Raw genomic sequence first — 23061 nt, forward strand, 5'->3', positions numbered from 1 at the left:
GAATGAACCGCAGACTTGAACGTTGCATGAGCGTTCCCCAACAAGCATCAAATCAGAGCGGGTGCCTGCGCAGTGCCCCCTGGCGGAAAGACGCCTTGAAGCGAGCACCACGCGGTCCCACTGCCCATATCAGTCAACACACTCGAGCCGCACCGTCACCGTCACCCTGGCCGTGTCCGTAGCGCCACTTCCATTGGAGACGGTGTAGAGAAAGCTCATGTTGCCGAGAAAGTTTGGCGCGGGGGTGAAGCGCAGCACACCTCCGCTGAGGCTGACCGTTCCGCTGGCCGGCTGAGTCACGGAGGTGATGATGAGGGTCCCCGACGCCGAGCTGTCATTGGCCAGCACGTTCAGCACCGTGGGCCCGCTGTCATCCGCCACCGTGAAGGCGTCATTTCCGGCATGGAGCACGCTGTTCACCGTCACCGTCATCCACACCGCGGCCGTCGCGGATCCACCCGTCCCATCCGAGACCGTGTAGGTAAAATACGTGGTGCCAACGAAGGTCTCCGCGGGGGTGAAGCGCACCACGCCTCCAGAGAGCGTCACGGTGCCGCCCGTCGGCTGCGTCACCGCTACGATGGTCAAGGTCTCCCCCAAATCCGGGGCCGATGAGTCATTGGCCAAGAGGTTCAACTCCGTGGCCTCGCTGTCCTCCATGACAGAGAAGCTGTCGTCTCGGGCTGTCGGAGGGTCGTTCACGGGCGTCACGGTCACGGTGACCGCAGCTGTATCAATCCCTCCATTCCCGTCGGAGAGGGTGTAGGTGAAGTTCGTGGTGCCGAAGAAGTCTGGAGCAGCGGTGAAGAAGAGCGTGCCGCCACTGACGAAGACCGAGCCGTTCGCGGGTTGAGTCGCTGAAGTGACGGTGCGCGTCCCCGTCGCAGAGGCATCATTGGCAAGCACATCCAGTGCAGCAGTCCCGCTGTCCTCGGCCACCGTGAAGGCGTCGTCCACCGCATTCGTCGCTACCGCCGTCACCGTCACTGTCACCGTGGCCGTATCGGTTCCTCCGATGCCGTCCGAGATGATGTAGGTGAAGTTCGTGGTGCCGACAAAGTTCGTCGCGGGGGTAAAGCGCAGCACGCCTCCTGTGAGGCTCACCGTGCCATTGGCGGGCTGGGTCGCCGCAGTCAGAGTGATTGTCCCCGATGCCGAGCTGTCATTGGCCAGTACGTCCAGCACGGTGGCTCCGCCATTCCGGGCCACGGTGAAGCTGTCGTCCACCGCATCCGTCACTGCCGCCAGCCCCACTCTCACGGTCACCAGAGCCGTGTCGGTCCCTCCTGAGCCATCCGAGAGGGTGTAGGAGAAGCTCGTGGTACCGGAGAAGTTAGACGCTGGGGTGAAGTTCACCATGCCCCCAGTGAGGACCACCGTCGCATTCGCCGGCTGTGTGACGGCACTGACGGAGATTGTCTCCCCCTGATCTGGAGCGGCGGTGTCATTGGCCAGAACATCGAGCGGAGTCGTCCCGCTGTTCTGGGCGACCGAGAACGTATCGTTCACCGCGTCCGGTGGGTCGTTCACGGGCGTTACCGTCACCGTCACCGAGGCGGTACTGGTCCCTCCACTTCCATCGGAGACCGTATAAGTGAAGCCCGTGATGCCAAAGAAGTTAGAGGCGGGGGTGAAGCGCACGACACCGCCACTGAGGGTCACCGTGCCGTTAAAGGGTTGAGTGACGGCCGTGACGGTGAGCGTCCCCGACGACGTGCTGTCGTTGGCCAGCACGTCGATCGCCGTTGGACCGCTGTCCTCAAGTACGGTCAAGGTGTCGTCGGTGGCCACCGGTCCGACGGTGTCGACCGTGAAGGTGTTGGCGTTCGACTGCGAGCCGGTGTTGCCTACTTCGTCGGTCGCAGTGGCTTGCACCACGTGAGAGCCATCCACCAGTAGCCCCGGGGAGGTGAAGCTCCAGTTGCCTGAGCCATCCACCGTCGTGCTGCCCACCACGGTCCCATCCACGATGATGACGACGGTGCTGCTGGGCTCAGCTGTGCCTGAGTAGGTCGGCGTCGTGTCGTTGATTCGCGAGCCGTTGGCCGGCAAGTAGATGGCCGGGGCGGCTGGAGGGGTGGTGTCCACCGTGAAGGTATTGGGCGTGGACTCAGGGCTGGTATTCCCTTGGGCGTCGGCAGCCGTGGCCCGTACCTCGTGAATCCCATCCGTCAGTGGCGTGGTCGAGGTGAAGGCCCAGGTACCTCCAGTCACTGCCGTAGATGTACCCAGGGACACACCGTCCACCAAGACGGAGACGGTGACCGTATTGCCTTGCTCAGTAGTGCCCGAGTAGGTCGGCGTCGGGTCACTCGTTCGCGAGCCGTTGGCGGGGGTAACCACCACAGGAGCAGGCGGAGCGGCGATGATGGCCGTAACGCTGTTGCCCTGACGTGCCGCCGCGGCATTCGCCGCGGGAGGAGTTTGGGTCTCTTGGCTACAAGAGAGACTCAGCGCTCCCAGCATGACTGGCAGCACCAGGAGTTTTGCAAAGACGGCGACCTTCGTCTGAAGGCATGGATCCACAGATCCCCCTCTCACGATAAGCTGACTCGCTTACCGCCAGCTTAGATCACCTCTCATGGATGTGGTGCGTAATCATGGCAGGAATTTCGAAGGGGATAGGAATGACACGGGTCCTGGTCGTCGGTGGCGTGGCGTTCAACACGATGATCCAGCTCGAGCAGTTCCCGGAGCGGCGCTCCCAGACCGTCTTCAGCCGGGGCTACCACGAGACCCTCGGAGAGACCGGGGCTGGCAAGGCGTTGAACCTTCGCAAGCTGGGCTTCGACGTCTCCCTCCATGGCCTCGTAGGTGATGACCTGTACGGCCACCGCATCGAAGAGCGGCTCCAGCAAGAGGGCATCCACTTCCTCCGCGATCTCGATCCGCGCGGCACCGAGCGCCACGTCAACCTCATGAACGCCGAGGGCGGCCGCATCTCCATCTACATGGCCTATGCCACCTTCGAGCCCCAGCTCGACTTGAGCCACCTCGAAGCCCTCATTCCCTCGCACGACTACGTCGTGCTCAACATCATCAACTACGCGCGCCGCCTCATCCCTGCCGTGAAGCGATCTGGCAAAGAGCTCTGGTGCGACATCCACGACTTCGATGGCCGGAATGAGTACCACCGCGACTTCATCGAAGCCGCTGACTGCATCTTCATGAGCTCCGACTCCATGAGCGACTACCGCCCGTTCATGCAGTACCTCGTGAGCCAGGGAAAGAAGCTCGTGGTCTGCACCCACGGCCGCCACGGCTCCACCGCCCTCACCTCTGACAACCGCTGGATCGAGACTCCCATCGTCCCCGGCTACACCGTCCGCGACACCAACGGCGCCGGCGATGCCTTCTTCGCGGGCTTCCTCTTCGGCCACTCCCGGCAATACCCCCTCAAGCAGTGCCTGCGGCTCGCCAGCATCACGGGAGCCCTGTGCGTCACCTCGGAAGAGCTGGCCTCCCCCACCCTCTCCTCTGAGTTGCTGGAGTCGGAATACCGCAAGCACTTCGGCTGAGCCGCCCCGTCACTGCACCATCGCGCTCACCTCTTCGGTGAACGCGTGCTCGTCCTCCGCATGCAGCACCAGCGGTGGCAGCACCATCAGATCCGCGCGCCCGCCCTTCACCGCATTCAGCAGCACCAGCTTCGCCGGCCGGTCCGCCCGGGGATGCACCATGCGCGCCGTCTTTGGCTCCAGCCGGTGCTCTCGCAGCAGCCCCGCAAGCTCCGCGAACCGGGCCGCCGGGTACACCATGCACAGCCCTCCTCGCGGCGCCAGCAGGTACCGTGCCGCCCGCGCCACGTCAGGTAGCGCACATGCCACCTCGTGCCGCGCAATCGCCTTCTCCATCGTCACGCTGCTGCGCCCCGTGGTGCACGCCCGGTACGGCGGGTTACACAGCACGTGGCTGAAGCTCCCCGCCGCGAAGAACTGGTCCACCTGCCGCAGGTCTCCCTGCACCAGCGTCACCTGCTCCTCGCACCGGTTCAGGTACACGTTGCGCTCGGCCAGCGAGTACAGCCGCGGCTGCAGTTCCAGCGCCGTGATGTCCTTGCGCCCCAGCCGCTTCGCCAGCACCAGCGGAATGATTCCGCTCCCCGTCCCGAGATCCATCAGCCGCCCGCGGTGAGCACCGCCCTCGTACACCGCGAAGTGCGCCAGCAGGATGGGATCCAACGTGAAGCGGTAGCCCCCCCGGCGCTGCAGCACTTGCACCTCGCCTCCGCAGATGGAGTCGAGCGTCTCCCCCGGCTCGGGGTGCAGCGCGAGCCGCACCTGATGGGGCCACTCCAACAGGTATCGTGAAGACGGTTGCCTCACCGTGAAAGACTAAGCCTCGGGATCCAAGAACAGGAGGCCCGCAGGTGGCATCGGCTCCACCCGGAGCGTCAGCGAGGGCAGCGTCGCAGCCGCCTCCATCACGGCCCGCACCTCCCAGACCGGCGGAGGATTCAGGGCGAAGCCTACCTGGTAGAGCCCCGACTGGACGCCCTGCACCAGCGCCTCCAGCTCCCGCACCGGGTACACCTGTGAGTGCCCGGCGGCCTCGGGCTCCTGGATCCCCAGCACCGTGCGCAGCACCAGCGCGTTCAAGAGCGCCAGGTCCAAGCTCCGCAGCGTCGGGCTGCGCGGCGCGCCCTTCAGGTGCGCCAGGTCCAGCCCCTGCCGGAACCGAAGGATCTTCCCCCGCCCCTCCGGTAGCACCAGCAGCACCGCGTGCTGGCCGCTGATGAGCGTGGCCAGCCGCTCGCGCGCCGCAGCCAGCCCTCGAGGAGACGTGAGCGGCTCATCGAGCTCGTAGATCCGCGCGTACGCCGCCACGAGCGTGAGGAACGTCTCCTCCTTGAACGTGTCCACGCCCTTCAAAGCCCGGTGGATGGGCTCGAGCTGCAAGCCCGGATCCGACAAGGGCACCACTGCCGCCAGCGTGGGGTGCTGCTCATCCAGCGCCGCCAGCGGACGCAGGGGCGCCTCGTCCAGCACCGCTTGGATGCGCTTGGAGATCGCCGACGGCTCGATGCGGCGCAGCACCACCCGCGAGCCCTCGAACGCGCCCTGCCACACGACGCCGGCCCGCTCGGAGGCCTCGGCCAGCAGCCCGCGCAGCACGCCATGATCGTCCGCGGCCAGGGTGACCGCGGGCTCCACGCACCAGGAGCGAGGCCGGTAAGGATCCTGCTCCAGCGGCAGCGCGGCATCCGGCCGCAGCGAGCACAGAAGGAACCGGACCGGAGGCCCGCTCAGCCGCCCAGCAGGTCCGTGAAGCTCTACGACGTAGAGCGCGGGGCGTGGATCTCGAAGCACCGCCCCCGAAGCACGCCACCGCCCCAGCTCGGCATCAGGGTTCGGCGCCTCGAGCAGTGGCCGGACGTGTGAGGGCTTGGGAACGCCGCGAGAGGAAGGACCATCCGCTTCGAGGTGAGTACCCAGGGTCGACAGGAGAGCAGGAAATGGAAGGACTCGCGCCATGCAGGAAGAAGGTGGGGCTGCTTCCTCTTCCCTGCCACGGCGTCTGCCCGGCTGCTCCCCTGCCGTGCGGCTACCAGAGCCCCTTGTAGGGCCTCTTCGACTTGTAGCCGCCTGAGCCTGGGGGAGACGCGGTGCGATCCACGCTCTCGTCCCACAGCAAGCTCACAGTGGCGATGGCGCCCGCCGAGCCCAAGAAGGACAACACGTAGGGCGTGGGCTGATTGAAGCCGCCCAGTGCCACGCCCGACACGAGCAGCACGAAGGCGCCGACGCCCGCTCCAAAAATGTCCGCTCGGAGGATCTGTCCGGAGCTTGGGTTGTAGCGCGTAGAGGCGATGGCCAGCGCTCCCGCCCCAATGCCCGGGGCGATCAAGAGCGTGTCCGCCCAGGTCTTCCCGCGGATGCCTTGATTCTCCGAGAAGTGGATGATGGCCAGCAACAGCGTGCTGTAGACCAGTCCCCACGCAGCGCCCGAGGAAATGAGCAACCCCTGGTTGAGCGGCAGCTGCCCACCGCCGATGACGGCGGTGAGCCACGAGGCCAGCTCCGCGCCCGCGAAGGCGGACCAGGACAGCGCGTAGCGGTCATTCGTGAACAGGTCCATGAAGCCGCCCAGGAACATGCCTCCGACGGCGGCGTTGGCGATGCTGAAGTAGCCCAGCGGCCGATCCACCCAGTGGTTGAACTGCCACCACGCGGACGCGCCGAAGCCCAGGCCCGCGCCAATCAAGGTGCCCGCGAGCATCGCCTCACGCGAGTCACGGTCGATCTTGAAGTCCTGCGCGAAGCCCTGCGTGAAGAAGCCACCCATGGCTCCCAACAGCGAGTGCTGAAGCACGAAGGTCAGACTGCCCGGGCCGGACAGGAACGGCCCCTGCCGAGGCCGTCCATCCAGCAGCACGCCACTCGCCGCGGGAGGAGGCGGCAGCGTCGGGGTGGCCTGAGGTGACAGGCCCGACTCGGTGAGCGGAGGGTTGGGCCGGGTCCGCAGCGAGTCCGGATTGGGAGGCGTCAACGGCGCATCGCTCGGCGGAGCGGGTGAAACCGCGCCCGTTCCTTGCGAATCCGGCGAGGCCGGGATCGTCGTGGTGGGTGCGGGCTGCGGTTGTGTCCATGAGTCCGCCGGAGGCGGCATGGCCTGCTGCGGCTCCGTGGGGGTGGGCTGCGCGGGTGGCTGCTGAAAGCCCGGGGACGGCTGGAAGGAGGGCGCAGGCGGCGGGGGTGGGTATTGGGACTGTTGCGCCCAGGTGACCCCAGGCAGCAGGAGAGCGGCGATGGCGACGGTGAGACAGCTCCAGGTTCTCAGGTGTGACACAAGCACTCCTCAAGCTCCGGCCACGTGACGACTTAGATAAAACCCAACCGCGCCGCGCTTGCACCGGTTTTTCACGCGGACCCCTCAGGCCCGCAGCTCGACCAGGTCCACGAAGATGATCTCCTCGGCGCGCGCGCGGATGCGCTCCAACATCTCCTCGGGTGGCTTGGAGTCGAGCTGGATCTTGCAGCACGCCGCCTGGGCGCCCTCGAAGATCGTGTTCTCGATCTCCTGCGCGTTGATGCCCGCCTGGCGCACGGCGTCCAGCACGTTGGCCAGCACGCCCACCCGATCGTGGTGACGCACGATGAGCTGGTACCGCGCTGGCGTCTTCTCCGCGATGTTCACGCAGTTGGGCACCACGCCCTCATTGAGGAACCGATCCACCAGCCGCACCGTCTCTCGGGCGATCGCGTCTTGCGCCTGCTCCGTGGAGGCGCCGATGTGGTGCGTGCCGTAGACGTGGGGCAGCTTGCCCAGCTCGCTGTGGAAGGAGGCCTCGCCGCCCTTGGGCTCGTCGGGGAACACGTCCGTGGCCACGGAGATGCGGCCTCGCCGGGCCTCCTCCAGCAGCGCTTCGTTGTCCACCACGTCCGCGCGGCTCGTGTTGATGAAGACCGCGCCGTCCGGGAGCGCCGCCAGCACTTGCCGCGACACCAGGCCCTTCGTCTCGGACGAGGCAGGCACGTGCACGGTGAGCACCTCGCTCTGCCGCGCCAGGGCCAGCAGGCTCTCGGCGCGCTCGATGCCCAGCGCCTTGGCCCGCTCGGCGGACAGCGAGCGCGAGTACCCCACCACCCTCATGCCAAAGGCCAGCGCCCGCTCCGCCACCGCCGCGCCAATGGCGCCCAGGCCCACAATCCCCACTGTTCGCCCATAGAGCCCTCGGGCCTGGGAGAAGCGCTTCTTGTTCCAAGCACCCTGGCGCAGCGCCGCCACGTTGTCCGGGATGTGGCGATCCACCGCCAGCATCAGCCCGAACGTCAGCTCCGCCACAGCGATGGCGTTCTGCCCAGGGCAGTTGGCCACGAAGACACCGTGGGCGCTGGCCGCCTTCACATCGATGGTGTTCACCCCCGCTCCGGCGCGGATGACGAGGGACAGGCCCTTGGCCACCTCGAACACCTTGGCGGGCACCTCCGTGCTGCGCACCACGAGGATGGAGACATCCTTGGCGGCCTCCGCCAGCGCATCCCCCTTGAGGCCGGGGCGGAAATCGACCGTCAGCCCCAGCCCCCGCAGGGACTCCAGGTGGACCTTGGGAAACTCGTCAGCGACCAGGACGCGCATCGAGATACCTCCGGTGGGGTTCCAGCGGGCCAAGCTAGCCCACTCCCCAGGTCGGGCCGCCTCGAATTCTTCCCCCCCTTTCCCTGGGACGTTCAGAGGCTCGCACTCCGAGGACTCGACGCGGTGCCATGTGCCGCGACGCGTAGGGCGCTCGCGCATCTACCTGCACACTATGCCTCTTGGCTTCTCCTGGTCCGAGCTGGGCGTCGACTCCGCCCGAGTCCTCGTCATCAACGACGAGCCCCTCCCCTCCCGTCGCGAGTTCGTTCTCTATTGGTGCATGGTGAACCATCGCGCCGAGGAGAACCCCGCGCTGGACGCCGCCATTGCCCTGGGCAACCACCTCAAGCTGCCCGTCGCCGTCTACCAGGCGCTGCGGCCTGACTACCCCCACGCCTCAGACCGGCTCCACGCTTTCGCCCTCGAGGGCATGGCGGAGCTGCCCGCCGCTTATGCCGCCCAAGGCATTCCCTACTGGCTCGAGCTGCCCCGCAGTCCCCGGGAGCACAAGCCCCGGATCGCCGAGCTGGGCCGCAGGGCCGCGGCCATCGTCTCGGACCTCTTCCCCGCCTTCATCATCCCCGGACACCTGCGCGGCGCGGCCAAGAAGCTGGATGTGCCGCTGTTCGCGGTGGACGGCTCGTGCGTGGTCCCCATGCAGCGCATCACCGAGCCCCAGATTGGCGCGTACACCTTGCGTCCCAAGCTGCGGAAGCTCTGGCCGGAGTACCTCGGCAAGTCCCTGGCGCCGCGTCCGCTGAAGGCCACCGCCGCCGCGAAGAAGCTCTCCCCGGGCTTCGCCCTCTCGGACGCCAAGGCCCTGCGCAAGGCGCTCGATACGTTCGCGATTGACCACTCCGTCCCCCCCATCACCGGGGTCCACGGAGGACGCAAGGCGGCCCTGGCCACGCTGAAGTCCTTCATCGACACGCGCCTGAAGGGCTACGAGACCGAGCGCAATGATCCGGGCAAGGATCAGCAATCCGGCCTGTCTCCGTACTTCCACTGGGGCCAGCTCTTCCCGGGCGAGGCCGCGCGCGCCGTGCTCGAGGCCGGAGGCGAGAAAGACCCCGCCGTGCAGTCCTTCCTGGAGGAGCTGCTCGTCCGCCGCGAGCTGGCCTTCAATTACTGCCTGCACACGCCCGTGCCCCGCCAGCTCTCCGTGGACTCCCTGCCCCGCTGGGCGCGCGAGTCCCTCGACACGCACCGCCAGGACAAGCGCGAGCACCTCTACACCCTGGAGGAGCTGGACGCGGCACGCACGGGAGATGGCCTGTGGAACGCCTCCCAGCGCGAGCTGCGCGAGCGCGGCCGCATCCACAACTACCTGCGCATGCTCTGGGGCAAGAAGCTGCTGGAGTGGAGCCCCACACCCCAGGAGGCGCTCCAGCGCATGGCGCACCTGAACGATCGCTATGCCCTGGACGGCAGAGACCCGGCCAGCGTGGCCAACTTCATGTGGGTCCTCGGCCTGCACGACCGGCCCTTCCAGGAGCGAAAGGTGCTGGGCAAGGTGCGGCCCATGAGCTCGCTGCGCACGGCCGAGAAGTTCGACTTGGGGCCCTACCTGGCGAAGTGGAGCCGGCAGGGAGACCCGCCCGTGAAGCTGCCCCGCCGCCGGACTGCCAGGAAGTAGCGGTGCTGTTGACTTCCACGCTCCCGGACACCATTCGGAAGTTCCCTTCCGGCGCGGCCGACACTAAACAATCCGCCAGACAGGACACCGCCGTCAGGAGCCATATATGGGCACGATGAAGTTCGAGGTCCCCCACAGCCTGCCGAAGGACGAGGCGAAGAAGCGCGTCGAGCAGCTGCTGCACTACTGGGGCAGCAAGTACGGCGTGAAGGCGGACTGGGCCGGCGATGGGGCGAAGCTCAACGGCAAGGTGATGGGCATCAACCTGGATGCCAGCTTCGTCATCACCGAGAAGGCCGTGTCGGGAGAGGGCACGGACCCCGGCATGCTGCTGCGAGGCCAGGCCAAGGCCTACCTGCAGAAGAAGTTCGCCGCGGTGCTCGATCCGAGCAAGAGCGTGGCCGACATCAAGAGCACGATGGACAGCTAGTGTCCTTCGTCCTCCAGCGCTGTCAGCGCGTAGCGCGCCACCCGGGCAATGGCCTCCGGTGAGTCCGGCATGTCCGGGTAGTGGCCCGCCAGAGGCCGCTGGGGGAAGCGCAGTTGCGCGATGGCGTTGCGGTAGCTGCGCCGGGCGCCATCGCGATCCTGGGTGCGCTCCTGCACCTGGGCCAGCAGGTAGTGGCCAATGGCCAGCGTGGGCTCCAGGAAGAGGGCCTTGCTGAACTCGGAGCGCGCCTCGGCCAACTGCCCGGCCTGGAGCGCCGCCACGCCTCCGAAGACCCGGGCCTCCACGCACAGAGGCTCGCGGGCGAGCGCTTGCGCGAAGGCCTCGCGCGCCTCGACGATGTGGCCGGTGAGTGAGTACAGGTTGCCCAGCGTCAACAGCCCGTCCAGGTGGCCCGGCTCATCCACCAGCAGCTTCTCCACGTCCTTGATGGCGGTGGTGAAGTCGCTCTGCATCATCTTCCGCACGGCCTGATTCAGGCGCTCGGCGGGCGGCAGCCTCTTGGCGCCTCCAGGCACTTCGGTGGCGCGCAGCACCCGGGGCTCGGGAGAGCCCACCGCGGGCATCTCCAGCGTGAGGCGCGCGGGCCGCACCGGCTCGGGCGTGTTCCGCATCTCCGGGTGAGGGTTCAGCTTGGCGTTGGCGGCCAGGCGTTCGCGAATGGTGGTCAGCGGATCGTGGGTGACCGCCGCGGGCTTCACCGGGCTCAGCGTGTCCGTACCGGCCGACGGGGTCTTCGAGAACGCGATGGGGGCCGGAGTCTCCATCCCCCGGGGCTTCGAGGGGAGCCCGGTGCTCGGAATGGGCGCGGGAGTGGTCAGCGGCGCGGCCGTGGTGCCAGCCGTGGGCACGGGCGCGGGCGTCAGCGACAGGGGCTGCAGCGTCATCCGGCTGCCCTTCTGCTCCATCAGGGGCCGCCGGTAGACGAACGCGCCATCCACCTCGATCATCTCGAAGCGGTCGTACACCTTGAAGAGGCTCTCCGAGTACCCCAGGAAGAGCAGCCCGCCCGGGCGCAGCGCTTGGAGGAACCGATCCATCAGCCCGCGGATGGTGGGCAGATCGAAGTAGATGATGACGTTGCGGCAGAGGATCAGATCCAGCGAGCCGGGCGCCACCATGTCCGTGAAGGACGGCGCCGCGAGGTTCAGACCGTCGAAGCGGATGTACTCCTTGATGTTCGGCTGGATCTCGAGCCCTTCCTCCATGGGCCGGAAGAAGCGCTCGAGCCGCTCTGCGGACATGTTGCCCGCGCGCCGCACGGAGAAGCGCCCCACCTTCGCGGCCTCCACGGCGGCCAGGTTCAGATCCGTGGCCCAGATGTCCACCTCGCCGGGCAGCGCGCCCAGCTCCGCCATCACCATGGCCATGCTGTAGGGCTCCTCGCCCGTAGCGCACCCGGCGGACCAGATGTAGACCTTGCGCACCTCACGCCGGGCCTTGGCCAGCAGCTGAGGGAGGATGAAGCGCTCCAGCGCGCGGAACTGCTTGGGATCGCGGAAGAACTCCGTGTGCCCCACTGTCACCAGCGGCAGCAGTGCGCGCAGTTCCTGCTCGCCGCCCACTTCCCGCAGCCGCTGCACGTAGAGTTCAGGGTCCGTGAGGCCCACGGCGGGCATGCGCGTGGACAGCGCCAGCCGGAGGCTGTGGAAACCATCCGGAGTGATCTTCAGTCCGGCCCGCTCCAACAGAAGGGCGGAGAGCTGCTGTAGGGCCTTCTGGCTCACGTTCAGCAAGTCTCCACCCAATCAACGAGGGTCGGCGCAATCCGGTCCAGCGGAAGGATCTCCTCGGCGGCACCCATCTGCACCGCCTCGCGAGGCATCCCATACACAGCACACGTCTCCGCGTTCTGCGCGATGGTCCTCCCCCCTCGATCGCGGATCTCTTTCAAACCTCGCGCCCCATCGCGCCCCATGCCCGTGAGGATGACGCCGATGCACCGGCGCCCGAAGGACTCCGCCGCCGAGGATAGCAGCAGATCGCACGAAGGCCGGAAGCCTCGTACCGGGGGTCGGGTGTCCAGTACCAGCTTTCCATCCGGGCGCACCAGCAGGTGGCCCCCCGACGGCGCGATGTACACGGCCCCCTTCTCCATCATCTGCTCGTGGGTCGCCTCCAGCACCTTCAGTGGAGTCTCCGTGGACAGCCAGTGCGCCAACCCCTCGGTGAAGCCATCACTGATGTGCTGGCAGATCGCCACCGGCGCCGGGAAGTTCCGGGGCATCATCCGCAAGATCTGGGAGATCGCCTTGGGCCCGCCCAGCGAGGCGGCAATGGCCACCAGCGGGAACGGCACCTCGGGTCCCTCGTGGGCGGCCAGCCGCTTGAGCTTGCCCTGGACGTGACGCACCACGCGGACCTGCGCCAGCACCGTCAGCCGGCGCGCCATGGCGTGCCAGTACTCGGGGCCGGGCGAGGCGGGACGCTCGGCCACATCCAGCGCCCCGAGCGCCAGGGCCCGGAAGGCCTCCTCGCGCGACAGCATGCCCGGATCCAGTGCGAGGATGGGCGTGGGCCGCTCCGCCATGATGCGCTCGATGGCGTCCAGCGCGTCCACCGACGTGAGATCGATGAGCAGCACGTCCGGGATCTGCTCCCGGACGGTGCTCAGGGCCTCACTGAAGCCGCACTCGCCGGCGCTCGACAGCGCGTCGCTGTCGAAGAGCGTGCGCGACATGATGCGGAGGCCCCCGCCCACGAGCAGCACCCGGTATGCGAGCCCTGGAGCATTGCGCACGCGGTCCCCTAGCCTCTTACGTCAGCCGTTCGATGGTCTGAGCCAGGATCTCTACGCCCAGCTCGCCCTTGACGAGGTAGCCGTCCGCTCCCGCCTCCAGGCCGCGCCGCTTGTCCTCGGGTGAAGCCAGCGAGGACAGGATGATGACCGGAATGCGCGCCACCGCGGGCGTCGTCTTCAGCCGCCGCGTGAGCGAGAACCCGTCCATCTTCGGCATCTGCACGTCCGTGAGGATCAGATCGTACGTGTTGACCTGCACCTTGGCGTAGGCCTCCTCGCCGTCCTGGGCCTCCTCCACCGAGTGGCCCAGCGCCTTGACCAGTGCACCCTCCGTGGCGCGAGCAATGGGCGAGTCATCCACCAGCAGCACTCGCAGCCGGTTGGAGGACTTCTGCTGGGTGACGGGGCGGGCCATGCGGCGCACCTCGGCCATGATGTCCGGCACGTGGCAGAGCACGGCGACGCGGCCGTCCTCGAGCGCCGCAGTGCCCGCGATGAAGGGAGCTCCCTTGAGGAAGTCCCCGCCGCAGGGCTTCACGGCCACCTCGCGCTCGTCCACGAAGCCGTCCACCACCAGGGCGGCGTTGTCCTCGCCGTGGCGGACCACCACGGCGGGCGGCTTCTCCATTCGGTTGCCACCGTTGACGCCCAGCAGCGGCCCCATGGCCACCAGAGCGATGGGCTTCTCGCGGTGCTTCACGGCCAGGGTACCGAAGACCTCCATCCGGTCCTCGGGCTTCACGCGCGTCACCGCCACCACGTCCGCCGCGGGGATGCCGTAGACGTCATCGCCCAGGCGCACCAGCAGCACCTTCATGAGCGCCAGCGACTGAGGCAGGCGCAGGGTGATGGTGGTGCCGCGGCCGATGCGGCTGGCCACGCTCACCGAGCCGCCCAGCGTCTCCACCTTGCGCTTCACCACGTCCATGCCCACGCCGCGGCCGGAGATCTCGTTCACCTGCTCGCGGGTGGAGAAGCCGGGGCGGAAGATGAGCTCCATGGCCTCGCGCTCGGACATCGCGGCGGCTTGGGGCTGCGTGAGCAGCCGCCGGTTGACGGCCACCGTCTTCAGGCGCTCTGGATCGATGCCCCGGCCGTCGTCCTCCACCTGGATGTGGAGCATGTCGCCGTCGGCGCGGACGCGGATGCGGACCTTGCCCATCGGCGCCTTGCCCAGCTGCGTGCGGGCATCTGGCGTCTCCAAGCCGTGGTCCACCGCGTTGCGCAGCAGGTGCACCAGCGCATCGCGAACGTCCGACAGCATGGAGCGGTCCACGCCCATGTCGGAGTTCTCGATGACGAGGTCCACTTCCTTGCCCTGATTGCGCGCCAGCTCGCGCATGGCGCGAGGGAAAGCCTCGAACACCGTGGACAACGGCACGAGCCGCGCCTCGGCTACCGTGTCCGCCATCTTGGCCAGGTTGCCGTGCAGCGTGTTCATGCCGTCGTCGTTGCGGCGCAAGAACCGGAAGGCGTCGTCCCGCAGCGCGTGCAGGTCGCTCTCGATGCCCTCCAGGTGGGCCCGCACCTCTGGCGAGAGCGTCATCTCCTCGCCCACCTTGAGGAAGCGATCGCTCAGGTGGGAGAAGCGCTCGAAGAGCTGAGCGGTCTCCAGGCCTCGGAGCCGGCCGCGCGCGCTCTCCACCAGCAGATCGCCCGCGAGCACGCCGAGCGAGTCGAGGATCTCGACGTTCACGCGAATGCTGCGGTCGGCCACGGTCGGCTTGGCGGCCTTCTCCGCCGCCGGAGCCTCGTCCTCGGGCTTGGCCTGCGCCGGAGCCACGACCGGAGCCGAAGCCTTGGCGGGAGACTGTGCCGCGGTGGCGCGGCTCAGGGACTCCGCCGAAGCCATGGCTGCGGACACAGGAGCCGCGGCAGGCGCGGGCTTCGCGGCAGGCGCGGGCTTCGCGGCCTGCGGCTTGTTGCCCAGGGGCGGAGCGGGATGGCCGGAGGCCTCCGCGAGCGCCTTGACCATCTCCTCGCTGCCCTGGGTGCCGGTGTGAGCGCCAGGCAGGTCTTCGATCAGATCCGAGAGGACGTCACAGGCGCGCAGGAGCAGATCGGTGGCCACCTCGGTCGCCGTCTTGCCCTCACGCTCGGCACGCAGCACGTCCTCGGCGGCGTGCGCCAGCTGGCCGATGGCGGCGAGCCCCAGCATGCGGGCCTCGCCCTTCATCGTGTGCAGCTCGCGCGCGACATCGTCCGCCGCCTGCTCCGCATTCTCCTTCTCGAGGTCCAGGACCCCGAGCTGGATCTTCTGCAGCCGGTCGGCGGTGACCTCCTGGAACTTCTTCAGGAGGGATTTCTTGAGCGCCTCGGTATCCATGGCCGGTGGGGCTCCGGGGGGCAAAGGCAGCCGGGGGAGCTACCTGAGCCCTCCGAAGAGTCTCAGTCCGCCTTGAAGCGCTTGATGAGCTCGGCGAGCCGGCCCGCAAGCTGCGAGAGTTCCGCGGACGCGCCCGTGGCCTGCTTGGAGGCCTGGGTCGTCTGCCGGGTCACGTCCTCGATCTCGGCCATGGAGGCCACCACCTGCTCGGTGGCCGTGCGCTGCTGCTGCGTGGCGAGGTTGATGACGCGCGCCGCGTCGCTGGTCTCCTGAACACCGGCGAGGATGCCCTCGACGGCCTGCGCGGCCACGGCGCCCAGCTTCTCGCCGGACTCGGTGGCCACCTTGGAGGCGTCCGCCGCGCTGCCCGCGTTGGCGGTGGCCTCGCGGATCTCCGTGATCAGGCTCTTGATCTCCTTGGTGGAGTCCAGGACGTTCTCCGCCAGCCGCCGCATCTCCGCCGCGACGATGGAGAAGCCCTTGCCGGCCTCACCGGCGCGGCTGCCCTCGAGCGCCGCGTTGAGCGCGAGCAGGTCCGAGCGGTCGGCGATCTCGTCGATCACCTCCACCACGGTGCCGATGCGCTCCACGCGCTTGGACAGCTTGGCGATGGAGTCCGCCACGGCGATCCCGTCGCTGCGGATCTGCTGCATGGCCTGGATGAACTCGGCGATGGCGCCCCGGCCCGCGCGGGCGGCACCCAGCGTCTCCTCGGCCACGCGCGCCACGGCGCCGGCGTTCTCGGCGATCTGCGCGGAGGCGTGCTTCAGCTCCTCCATGGTCGCCGTCGTCTCGTGGATGGCGGCGGCCTGTTCAGTAGAGGACGTCTCGTGCTGGGTGGAGGCCGCGAGCACCTGGTTGGCGGACGAGGACAGGCGCAGGGCCGCCTCGTTCATCTCGCGCACGAAGGTGCGCAGGGTCTCGATGACCTTGCCAAAGCCCTCGAGCAGCGGGGCCAGCTGAGGATCCTCGGTGGAGGTGTTCCAGCGGGACAGGTCGCCCTCGCGCACCAGGGCGATGAGCGAGTCCAGCGCCTGATCAATCTCCTGAGCCGCCACCTGCTTGCGGTGCTCGGACTCGGAGAAGCGCTCCAGGACCTGGTTGAGCAGTCCGCCCAGCTCGCCGTACTCGCCGCCGACGGTCTCCGGCACGACGCGGGCCTGGAGGTTTCCCGCCAGCACCGAGCGCAGGGTGTCCGAGAGCGCCTTGAGCGCCAGGCCATTCCCGTTCGGGGCGGGAGCGGTGGTCTTCGCCGCCGTCTTCGAGGCCGCGGGCTTCTTCGTTCCGCGGCTCTTCGCCGGCTTGTCGTTCGTGGTGTCCAAAGCCATTGCTGTCAGTGCCTTCCTTGAGTCCTAGCGGTTTCGACCAAATCGATGAGCAACACGAGGCGGGTCTGATCCAGACACGCGCCGATGGTAAAGGGGGCGGCGTTCACGGCGGGCGGGAGCTGCCGCAGGTTCGCGATGAGGATGGGGCGCACGGCGTGCACCACATCCACCTTGAGGTGGGCCTCGCCCTGCGAGGTGGAGAAGACGAGCGCCCGCCGACCGCGGCGCAACTCACCCAGCGACGGCACGGAGAGATCCTCCGGCAGCGCGCGCTCGATGCGCAGCACCTGCGAGGCGTCCGTGCCGTAGAGCCGGTCGCCGATCTCGAAGAAGAGGACATCCACCTCGTCTTCGAGGCGCTGCTCCTGTTGTTCCTGCTCCTGCTCCTGCTCCTGCTGCAGCATCATCGGGACACCGCCCGCTGCCGCGCCGTCTGGAGCAACTTGGAGAAGTTGAGCAGGTTGATGGTCTCCTCGGCGGTGGGCCCAGCCACCACGCCCAGCATGTGCTCGGTGGCGGCGTCCGCGCCCATGGGCGGCGGGAGGATGTCCGAGACGAGGATCTTCCTCAGGCCCAGCACGGTGTCGGCCACCACGCCAGCCACGTAGGTGCCGCTGACGCCCACGAAGAGGCGAGTGCGCGGCATGATGCGCGCCTCGCCCTTGGCCAGGAAGCGCAGCAGATCCATGACGGGGAGCACCTCGCCCCGGTGGCCGGTGACGCCGAGCAGGAACGACGGAGCCCGGGGCAACGGCGTGAGGAGCCCGGCCCGAAGCACTTCGAGCACGTTCTCGCTCGGGACACCGAGGCGAAGGTTCCCTACACGGAAGCAGAAGAACTCTTGCTCCGGCCGGGCCTGGGCCGAGACAGCGCGGGCGGGCGCGATCCGAAGCGCGCGTTGAAGGGGAGTCGAATTCAAGGACGCAAAGTATCCGGAGGCGACAAAAACCGGTCAAGGGGACATGGCAGGTTGCCTGCTTGCATGCCGTTTCGATGGTCCCCCACGCAGCAACAGTGTAGGGTTGTTTCTGGTCCTTAGAGGAGGCAGATGTCCCGCGTATTGGTCATCGACGACAGCCCGATGCTGGTGGAGCTCACCGTCCGGGCGTTGACCGCGGCAGGCTACCATGCAAGCGGCGCGATGGACTTGGCGAGCCTCGAGCAGAAGCTCTCCGAGGGGCCAGCCGCGCTGATCCTGATGGACGTCAACATGCCGGAGATGTTCGGTGACGACGTCGTCGAGTACCTGCGCACCATGAAGAAGGTCTCCTCGAAGCTGGTCCTGTACTCGGACATCCCCGAGGCGGAGCTGGCGACGAAGGCGAAGACCTCCGGAGCGGACGGCTACATCGTCAAGGGCCAGGGCCTGGAGGCGGTGCTGACCGAGGTCATCAAGCTGATTGGTCCTCCGGCGATCACCGCGATCCCCCCGGTCTCCTCCCCGTCTGACCCCGCTCCCACCTCCACCCCACCCACATCCAGTGGTCCGGCCACCCCAGCGGCCCCTGCCTCGGGCGCCCAGGCCTCGGGCAAGCGCAAGCCGCGCATCCTGATCGTCGATGACAGCGAGATGACGGCGCGCATCATCGAGGCGGACCTGGTGGCCAAGGGCTTCGAGGTCCACTACGCGGACACGGCGGACAAGGCGACGAAGATCATCCTCAAGAAGCAGACCCGGCCGGATCTGGTGCTGCTGGACGTGAGGATGCCGAACGTGAACGGCGAGCAGTTCTGCCGGTTCATCAAGAGCAACAGCCTGTTCAAGGGCATCAAGGTGCTGCTCTGTTCAGGGGAGAACGTCGAGGAGCTGCAGCGCATCTGCCGCGAGGCCGGGGCGGACGGCTACGTCCCCAAGGACGCGGTGATGAGCAGCCTGGTGGCCCGAGAGCTGAACCCGGCGCCCACCCCGGAGTAGCGGCCCCTACGCAGGGCCTGCCGCGTTGGCCCGCTCGTCGAGCCCTCGGGCGAAGTTCCCGATGATCAACCCCGGCCGCGCGGCCTTCAGGCGCTTGAGCAGCTCGCGAATCCCCACCGGCTCGCCGCCCGCGCCCTTCTCCCGCGCCACCTCCAGGTACTGGATCGGATCGATGCACAACGAGCGCGTCTGCACCTGATCCACCTGGTACTTGCGCACCAGCCGCTCCAGGGCCTGCACCTCGCCCTCGCGGTCCGTGACGCCGGGGAACAACAGCAGGTTCAACGCCAGGTACCCGCCCCGCTCCCGCGCCAGCGCGATGGACGCCTCCACGTCCTCCCACGTGTACTTCACCGGCTTGTAGTAGGCCTCGTAGAGCTCCTTCACCGCCGAGTTCAGCGACACGCGCACCGCGTCCAGCCCCGAGTCGAACAGCGCCGCCAGCCCGTGCGTCAGGCTCGCGTTCGTATTGATGTTGATGGAGCCCTTGTCCGTCCGCTCTCGCATGTAGCGGATGGCCTCGGCGATGGCCTTGTACCGGGTGAGCGGCTCACCCTCGCAGCCCTGACCGAAGCTCACCATCGTCCGGCCTCCCGCGCGCTCCAGGTGGTAGAGGCCAATCACCCCCATCTCCTCCCCGGAGGGCCCGTCGTCCATGCGCTCGTGAGAGGCCGGAGGACCGTCCTCGGGCTGATCCGAGATGCACCCCACGCACCGCGCGTTGCACATGACGGAGGCTGGGATGGCCGCCTCGTCCCGCACATAGAAGGTGTTCTGCGAGGTGAAGCACCGGTACAGCAGCGCGCACGTCTTCAGCTGCTTCAGCACCCGGTTGCCCGGGAAACGCGCCGTGTGCTCTTCCACCAGCGCGCGCATCTCCGGCGTCGAGTACCTCTCCGGGTCCCAGTGGCTCCGCGTGTCCGTGTGGATGGCCCACGCCACCGGCCCGTCCTTGCCCCACGCCGCCGCCGTGTACGCCCACTGCGGCAGGATCGGCCCGTCGCCCTTCACCTCGCCCGGCAGGAACGTGCGCGTGTAGCCCGGCGGCAGCAACGCGCCGACTGCGTTGGGCACAAATGATTTGCCGCCCACCTTCATTTCCCGCACCAGTTCCAGCTCGCCCGTGTCGGGGTTGAGCCCCACCGGCAGGCGGCCAGGGAGGTGCACGAGCCGCCCCGCGGCGGGCAGCGGGATGGGCCGGTCCTGGGGAGGAACCAGGTCCTCTCCGCTCCGGAGGGTGGCAATCAGGTACGGGTGCTCCATCACCCGTCCCTTGGGATCGGCGAACAGCAGCTTGGGACCGGACGTCATGCCTCCTTAACTACCACCGCCGCTCCTTCCCTTCGATGATTGGCTGACGCGAAGGCGCTCGGATGCGTCGCCGTGCGTCATCAAAACGGCGCGCCGCAGCACGCTTGTCTGCTTGCAGGAGCCATGAGCGGCGCTCCGGGGGGTGCCTTGATTCCCCAAAGTCCACTGGTATGGTCCGCCCGCTTTTTACCCCTGGAGGCACGTCTTGATCGTCGGAGTTCCCAAGGAGATCAAAACCCGTGAGTACCGCGTCGGCATGGTGCCCGCGGGCGTCCGCGCGCTCACCAGCGCCGGACACACCGTGCTCGTCGAGCAGAATGCTGGCGTTGGCTCCGGCATCCCCGACTCCGAGTACGTGCGCGTCGGTGCGCAGATCGTCAAGAGCGCGGACGAGGTCTGGTCGCGCTCGGAGATGATCGTCAAGGTCAAGGAGCCCGTGGCTCCCGAGTACGAGCGCATTCAGCAGGGCCAGATCATCTACACCTACTTCCACCTGGCCGGCGTGGACCCGGAGCTCACCAAGACGCTGGTGAAGAAGAAGGCCGCCGCGGTGGCCTACGAGACGCTGCAGCTGGATGACGGCAGCCTCCCCCTGCTCAAGCCCATGAGCGAGGTGGCCGGCAAGATGGCCATCCAGGTCGGCGCCACCTGCCTGGAGAAGGCGCACGGCGGCAAGGGCATCCTGCTGGGCGGCGTGCCCGGCGTGCGCCGCGGCCGCGTGGCCATCATCGGCGGTGGCGTGGTGGGCCTGTGCGCGGCCAAGGTCGCCGTGGGCATGGGCGCCGAGGTGACGATCCTCGACGTGAACCTGGAGCGCCTCACCTACCTGGATGACGTGTTCCTCGGCCGCGTGGCCACCCTGGCCTCGGACACCGAGTCCATTGCCCGCACCGTGCGCGAGTCGGATCTCGTCATCGGCGGCGTGCTCATCCCCGGCGGCAAGGCCCCCAAGCTCGTCTCCGAGGCCCTCATCAAGGAGATGGAGCCCGGCTCCGTCGTCGTCGACGTGGCGGTGGATCAGGGCGGCTGCATCGAGACGTGCAAGCCCACCACGCACGACAACCCCACGTACATGGTGCACGACGTGGTCCACTACTGCGTGGCCAACATGCCCGGCGCGGTGCCGCAGACGTCCACCTTCGCGCTCACCAACACCACCCGCCCATACGCGAAGAAGATCGCCGACATGGGCCTGATCGAGGCCGTGAAGTCCGACAAGGCCCTGGCCCGCGCGCTGAACACCTACGACGGCAAGGTCACCTACGAGGCCGTCGCCAAGGACCTGGGCTACGACTACGTGCCCCTGATGGACGCGTTCGGCGCCAAGGGCCGCTAGTCCGACAAGTCGGTACCTTGGCACACCCAGGGAGGTAGGGACGCCTGACCCCCTACCTCCCCCGAAAGTTCTCGGAAATAAACGTTACCGCCATCTGTCCCCTGCCCTTAGGGGCGACCGTGCAAACGGCAACGAGGGGAAGAACGCGTTGTTGACCCGTCTGTTCCCGTGCATACATTGAGGGGCAGACAACAACACCTTCGCCTGTAATTTCGGGCCTTTGGGAAGGCGGAACATGTTGGACTTCAGGCAACCAAACCGCACAAAGCAGGAATTCGAGGAGCTGGCCCTGGCCCATTTGGACCCGCTCTACTCGGCTGCTCTGCGACTGACCAAGAACGAGCGCGACGCCGAGGACCTGGTGCAGGACACCTGCATGCGGGCCTACCGGTTCTTCGACAAGTTCGAGCGCGGCACCAACATCAAGGCCTGGCTCTTCAAGATCCTCACCAACACCTTCATCAACCGCTATCGGCGCAAGGTGAAGGAGCGCACCGTGGTGGAGGGCGTGGAGCGCGAGGCCGTTCATGAGCGCTTCGTCAGCCGGGACGCGACGGACTTCGCAGCCAACCCGGAGCAGTACTTCTTCGACAGGCTGCTGTCGGACGATGTGCTCCGCGCCATCGACTCGCTGCCCATCGACTTCCGGCTGGTGGTGATCCTCGCGGATTTGCAGGAGTTCTCCTACAAAGAGATCGCCGAGATCCTCGAGTGCCCGGTGGGTACGGTGATGAGCCGCCTCTTCCGTGGGCGCAAGCTCTTGCAGAAGACACTGCGCGAGTACGCGGAGGGCCAGGGTGTATTCCGCCATGAGGGCGAGCCCGTGGCGGCTCCAGCGAACCTGGAAGAGTACCGGCACAGGAAGAAGACGGGGTAGTAAGAGGTTGACGGGCCCGAGGGCATAATTGCCCGAGGGCCCGTGGCATATCCGCCCTCTTCGAGCGCTCATGACCTGCCAGGAACTCGATCGCCTTCTCTACCCCTACCTCGACGGCGAGTTTCAGCCCGAGGAGCGGCTGGATGTGGAGACCCACCTCGGTACGTGCGCGGACTGCGCGCGCCGAGCGGAGGAAGAAAGGCGTTTCCGGAAGGCCGTACGCCACTCCGTTCAGGCCAGCCGGGCCCCCGCCTCGCTCCGAGACGGAATCCAGCTGGGCCTGCGCCGCGAGCAGCGCCGCACCGCCCAGATGCAGTGGCTGCGCATGAGCGCCGCGGCGCTCGTGGTGGTCGCCGTGGGCGGCGGGTGGATCGCCATCCGCCCCGAGGAGCGGCACCGCTTCGCAGCGGACGCGGCCAAGCGCCACGCGAAGCCACTCCCCTTCGAGATCGCCAATGCGCCCCCGGAGCACGTGGAGGCGTGGTTCGACGGCAAGCTGGATCACCCCGTCGCCGTGCCCCGGCTGTCTCACGCCGAGATGAAGGGCGCGCGCATCACCAACGTGACGGACAAGCAGGCCGCCTACATCAGCTACGAGACGACGCCTGATCAGGACGTCCAGCCCGGCCGCCGCGTGGGAGTCTTCGTGTTCGATGACTCGGGCCGCGAGGTGGAGGCCCGGGCGCTGCCGGATCTGCAGATGAACACGCTCGGCAGCGTCAATGTCGCCTTCTGGCGCGACGGGGAGCTCGTCTACGAGCTCGTCACGGATCTGGACGAGGCGGACATCCGCAAGCTGGTGCTACAGAAAGGTGGCACGGCGCGGATGAGCAACGCGCCGCGTCCCAGCGAGCCCTCCCTGCCGATCCGCCAGGTCTCTGACGTGCCCTGAGGCCCCCTGCCCGCCGTCCGGGCGCGGCGAGGGGCTGTTCTGCACTGCTCGTCCGGCTGGCCGCTGAGGGATCACCACCGGACAGGGTCCAGGCCCGAACATTGACGGTCCTGGGGAGGGCCGATAGCCTCGCGGGAGCAGAAATTTCGCACGCTGCCGCTCGCGCGTGGCCC

At 67.7% G+C, this 23061-nt stretch carries 19 protein-coding genes; 7 read left to right on the top strand and 12 right to left on the bottom strand.

Features of this window, described 5'->3' with window-relative positions; translation table 11 throughout:
- Positions 1-129: 129 nt before the first annotated feature.
- Positions 130-2466: an Ig-like domain-containing protein gene (locus DB31_RS24895; RefSeq protein ID WP_083968654.1), complete on the bottom strand. Its 2337-nt coding sequence runs from the start codon at positions 2464-2466 to the stop codon at positions 130-132.
- Positions 2467-2627: 161 nt separating this feature from the next.
- Between DB31_RS24895 and DB31_RS24900 the strand changes: the two genes are divergently transcribed.
- Positions 2628-3518 carry a carbohydrate kinase family protein gene (locus tag DB31_RS24900; RefSeq protein ID WP_044191934.1) on the top strand — a complete coding sequence of 297 codons (891 nt, stop codon included), beginning with the start codon at positions 2628-2630 and terminating at the stop codon, positions 3516-3518.
- 9 nt (positions 3519-3527) lie between these two features.
- Here DB31_RS24900 and DB31_RS24905 read toward each other — a convergent pair whose 3' ends face one another.
- From DB31_RS24905 to DB31_RS24920, 4 genes are all read right to left on the bottom strand, one after another.
- A complete protein-coding gene (locus DB31_RS24905; RefSeq protein WP_240486872.1) occupies positions 3528-4298 on the bottom strand; it encodes a tRNA1(Val) (adenine(37)-N6)-methyltransferase in 771 nt (256 codons plus the stop codon).
- A 36-nt stretch (positions 4299-4334) separates the two neighbouring features.
- Complete coding sequence (locus tag DB31_RS24910) at positions 4335-5474, bottom strand: DUF1015 family protein (protein ID WP_044191936.1); 1140 nt, start codon at positions 5472-5474, stop codon at positions 4335-4337.
- A 70-nt stretch (positions 5475-5544) separates the two neighbouring features.
- On the bottom strand, positions 5545-6789 hold the full coding sequence (locus DB31_RS24915; protein WP_044191938.1) for a hypothetical protein: 1245 nt from the start codon (positions 6787-6789) through the stop codon (positions 5545-5547).
- Positions 6790-6873: 84 nt separating this feature from the next.
- The gene (locus tag DB31_RS24920; RefSeq protein ID WP_044191941.1) at positions 6874-8079 is read right to left on the bottom strand and encodes a 3-phosphoglycerate dehydrogenase family protein; all 1206 of its coding nucleotides are present in this window, start codon (positions 8077-8079) and stop codon (positions 6874-6876) included.
- Between the two features lie 130 nt (positions 8080-8209).
- Between DB31_RS24920 and DB31_RS24925 the strand changes: the two genes are divergently transcribed.
- Both DB31_RS24925 and DB31_RS24930 read left to right on the top strand, forming a co-directional pair.
- Positions 8210-9715 carry a deoxyribodipyrimidine photo-lyase gene (locus DB31_RS24925; protein WP_240486873.1) on the top strand — a complete coding sequence of 502 codons (1506 nt, stop codon included), beginning with the start codon at positions 8210-8212 and terminating at the stop codon, positions 9713-9715.
- Between the two features lie 106 nt (positions 9716-9821).
- Positions 9822-10145: a polyhydroxyalkanoic acid system family protein gene (locus DB31_RS24930; RefSeq protein WP_044191944.1), complete on the top strand. Its 324-nt coding sequence runs from the start codon at positions 9822-9824 to the stop codon at positions 10143-10145.
- On the opposite strand, the gene DB31_RS24935 is transcribed toward DB31_RS24930, so the two are convergent.
- From DB31_RS24935 to DB31_RS24960, 6 genes are all read right to left on the bottom strand, one after another.
- The gene (locus tag DB31_RS24935; protein ID WP_044191947.1) at positions 10142-11899 is read right to left on the bottom strand and encodes a protein-glutamate O-methyltransferase; all 1758 of its coding nucleotides are present in this window, start codon (positions 11897-11899) and stop codon (positions 10142-10144) included. The genes DB31_RS24930 and DB31_RS24935 overlap by 4 nt on opposite strands.
- Positions 11893-12843: a chemotaxis protein CheB gene (locus tag DB31_RS24940; RefSeq protein ID WP_205628562.1), complete on the bottom strand. Its 951-nt coding sequence runs from the start codon at positions 12841-12843 to the stop codon at positions 11893-11895. Before DB31_RS24940 ends, DB31_RS24935 begins: the two co-directional genes overlap by 7 nt.
- A 76-nt stretch (positions 12844-12919) precedes the next feature.
- Entirely contained in the window at positions 12920-15229 is a 2310-nt protein-coding gene (locus DB31_RS24945; RefSeq protein ID WP_044191950.1) for a hybrid sensor histidine kinase/response regulator, read from the bottom strand.
- 62 nt (positions 15230-15291) lie between these two features.
- Positions 15292-16557 (bottom strand): methyl-accepting chemotaxis protein, encoded by a 1266-nt coding sequence (locus tag DB31_RS24950; protein WP_044191952.1) that lies wholly within the window; start codon positions 16555-16557, stop codon positions 15292-15294.
- Between the two features lie 5 nt (positions 16558-16562).
- Complete coding sequence (locus tag DB31_RS24955) at positions 16563-16961, bottom strand: Frizzy aggregation protein FrzB (protein WP_044192083.1); 399 nt, start codon at positions 16959-16961, stop codon at positions 16563-16565.
- Entirely contained in the window at positions 16961-17443 is a 483-nt protein-coding gene (locus DB31_RS24960; protein ID WP_044192085.1) for a chemotaxis protein CheW, read from the bottom strand. The genes DB31_RS24955 and DB31_RS24960 overlap by 1 nt, the downstream gene beginning before the upstream one ends.
- 162 nt (positions 17444-17605) lie before the next feature.
- Between DB31_RS24960 and DB31_RS24965 the strand changes: the two genes are divergently transcribed.
- Positions 17606-18472: a response regulator gene (locus tag DB31_RS24965; protein WP_044191954.1), complete on the top strand. Its 867-nt coding sequence runs from the start codon at positions 17606-17608 to the stop codon at positions 18470-18472.
- Between the two features lie 6 nt (positions 18473-18478).
- Here the strand turns inward: DB31_RS24965 and DB31_RS24970 are convergent, their stop codons facing one another.
- Positions 18479-19783 (bottom strand): radical SAM family protein, encoded by a 1305-nt coding sequence (locus DB31_RS24970; protein WP_044191956.1) that lies wholly within the window; start codon positions 19781-19783, stop codon positions 18479-18481.
- A 205-nt stretch (positions 19784-19988) separates the two neighbouring features.
- On the opposite strand from DB31_RS24970, the gene ald reads away from it, so the two are divergent.
- The 3 genes from ald to DB31_RS24985 all read left to right on the top strand — a co-directional run bounded on the left by ald (position 19989) and on the right by DB31_RS24985 (position 22888).
- Complete coding sequence (gene ald / locus DB31_RS24975; protein ID WP_044191957.1) at positions 19989-21119, top strand: alanine dehydrogenase; 1131 nt, start codon at positions 19989-19991, stop codon at positions 21117-21119.
- 235 nt (positions 21120-21354) lie between these two features.
- On the top strand, positions 21355-21996 hold the full coding sequence (locus tag DB31_RS24980) for a sigma-70 family RNA polymerase sigma factor (RefSeq protein WP_044191959.1): 642 nt from the start codon (positions 21355-21357) through the stop codon (positions 21994-21996).
- A gap of 70 nt (positions 21997-22066) precedes the next feature.
- On the top strand, positions 22067-22888 hold the full coding sequence (locus DB31_RS24985; RefSeq protein WP_044191961.1) for an anti-sigma factor family protein: 822 nt from the start codon (positions 22067-22069) through the stop codon (positions 22886-22888).
- The last annotated feature ends 173 nt before the right edge of the window (positions 22889-23061 follow it).

The sequence above is a fragment of the Hyalangium minutum genome (assembly GCF_000737315.1).
In the GTDB taxonomy this organism is placed as follows: Bacteria; Myxococcota; Myxococcia; order Myxococcales; family Myxococcaceae; genus Hyalangium; species Hyalangium minutum.

What these genes read in the sequence shown, in the direction of transcription:
- DB31_RS24980 (WP_044191959.1), top strand. Translation starts at nt 21,355, where the DNA reads ATGTTGGACTTCAGGCAACCAAACCGCACAAAGCAGGAATTCGAGGAG.
- DB31_RS24920 (WP_044191941.1), bottom strand. Translation starts at nt 8,079, where the DNA reads ATGCGCGTCCTGGTCGCTGACGAGTTTCCCAAGGTCCACCTGGAGTCC.
- DB31_RS24945 (WP_044191950.1), bottom strand. Translation starts at nt 15,229, where the DNA reads ATGGATACCGAGGCGCTCAAGAAATCCCTCCTGAAGAAGTTCCAGGAG.
- DB31_RS24900 (WP_044191934.1), top strand. Translation starts at nt 2,628, where the DNA reads ATGACACGGGTCCTGGTCGTCGGTGGCGTGGCGTTCAACACGATGATC.
- DB31_RS24965 (WP_044191954.1), top strand. Translation starts at nt 17,606, where the DNA reads ATGTCCCGCGTATTGGTCATCGACGACAGCCCGATGCTGGTGGAGCTC.
- DB31_RS24895 (WP_083968654.1), bottom strand. Translation starts at nt 2,466, where the DNA reads ATGCTGGGAGCGCTGAGTCTCTCTTGTAGCCAAGAGACCCAAACTCCT.
- DB31_RS24985 (WP_044191961.1), top strand. Translation starts at nt 22,067, where the DNA reads ATGACCTGCCAGGAACTCGATCGCCTTCTCTACCCCTACCTCGACGGC.
- DB31_RS24955 (WP_044192083.1), bottom strand. Translation starts at nt 16,961, where the DNA reads ATGCTGCAGCAGGAGCAGGAGCAGGAGCAGGAACAACAGGAGCAGCGC.
- DB31_RS24930 (WP_044191944.1), top strand. Translation starts at nt 9,822, where the DNA reads ATGGGCACGATGAAGTTCGAGGTCCCCCACAGCCTGCCGAAGGACGAG.
- DB31_RS24950 (WP_044191952.1), bottom strand. Translation starts at nt 16,557, where the DNA reads ATGGCTTTGGACACCACGAACGACAAGCCGGCGAAGAGCCGCGGAACG.
- DB31_RS24970 (WP_044191956.1), bottom strand. Translation starts at nt 19,783, where the DNA reads ATGACGTCCGGTCCCAAGCTGCTGTTCGCCGATCCCAAGGGACGGGTG.
- DB31_RS24940 (WP_205628562.1), bottom strand. Translation starts at nt 12,843, where the DNA reads ATGTCGCGCACGCTCTTCGACAGCGACGCGCTGTCGAGCGCCGGCGAG.
- DB31_RS24910 (WP_044191936.1), bottom strand. Translation starts at nt 5,474, where the DNA reads ATGGCGCGAGTCCTTCCATTTCCTGCTCTCCTGTCGACCCTGGGTACT.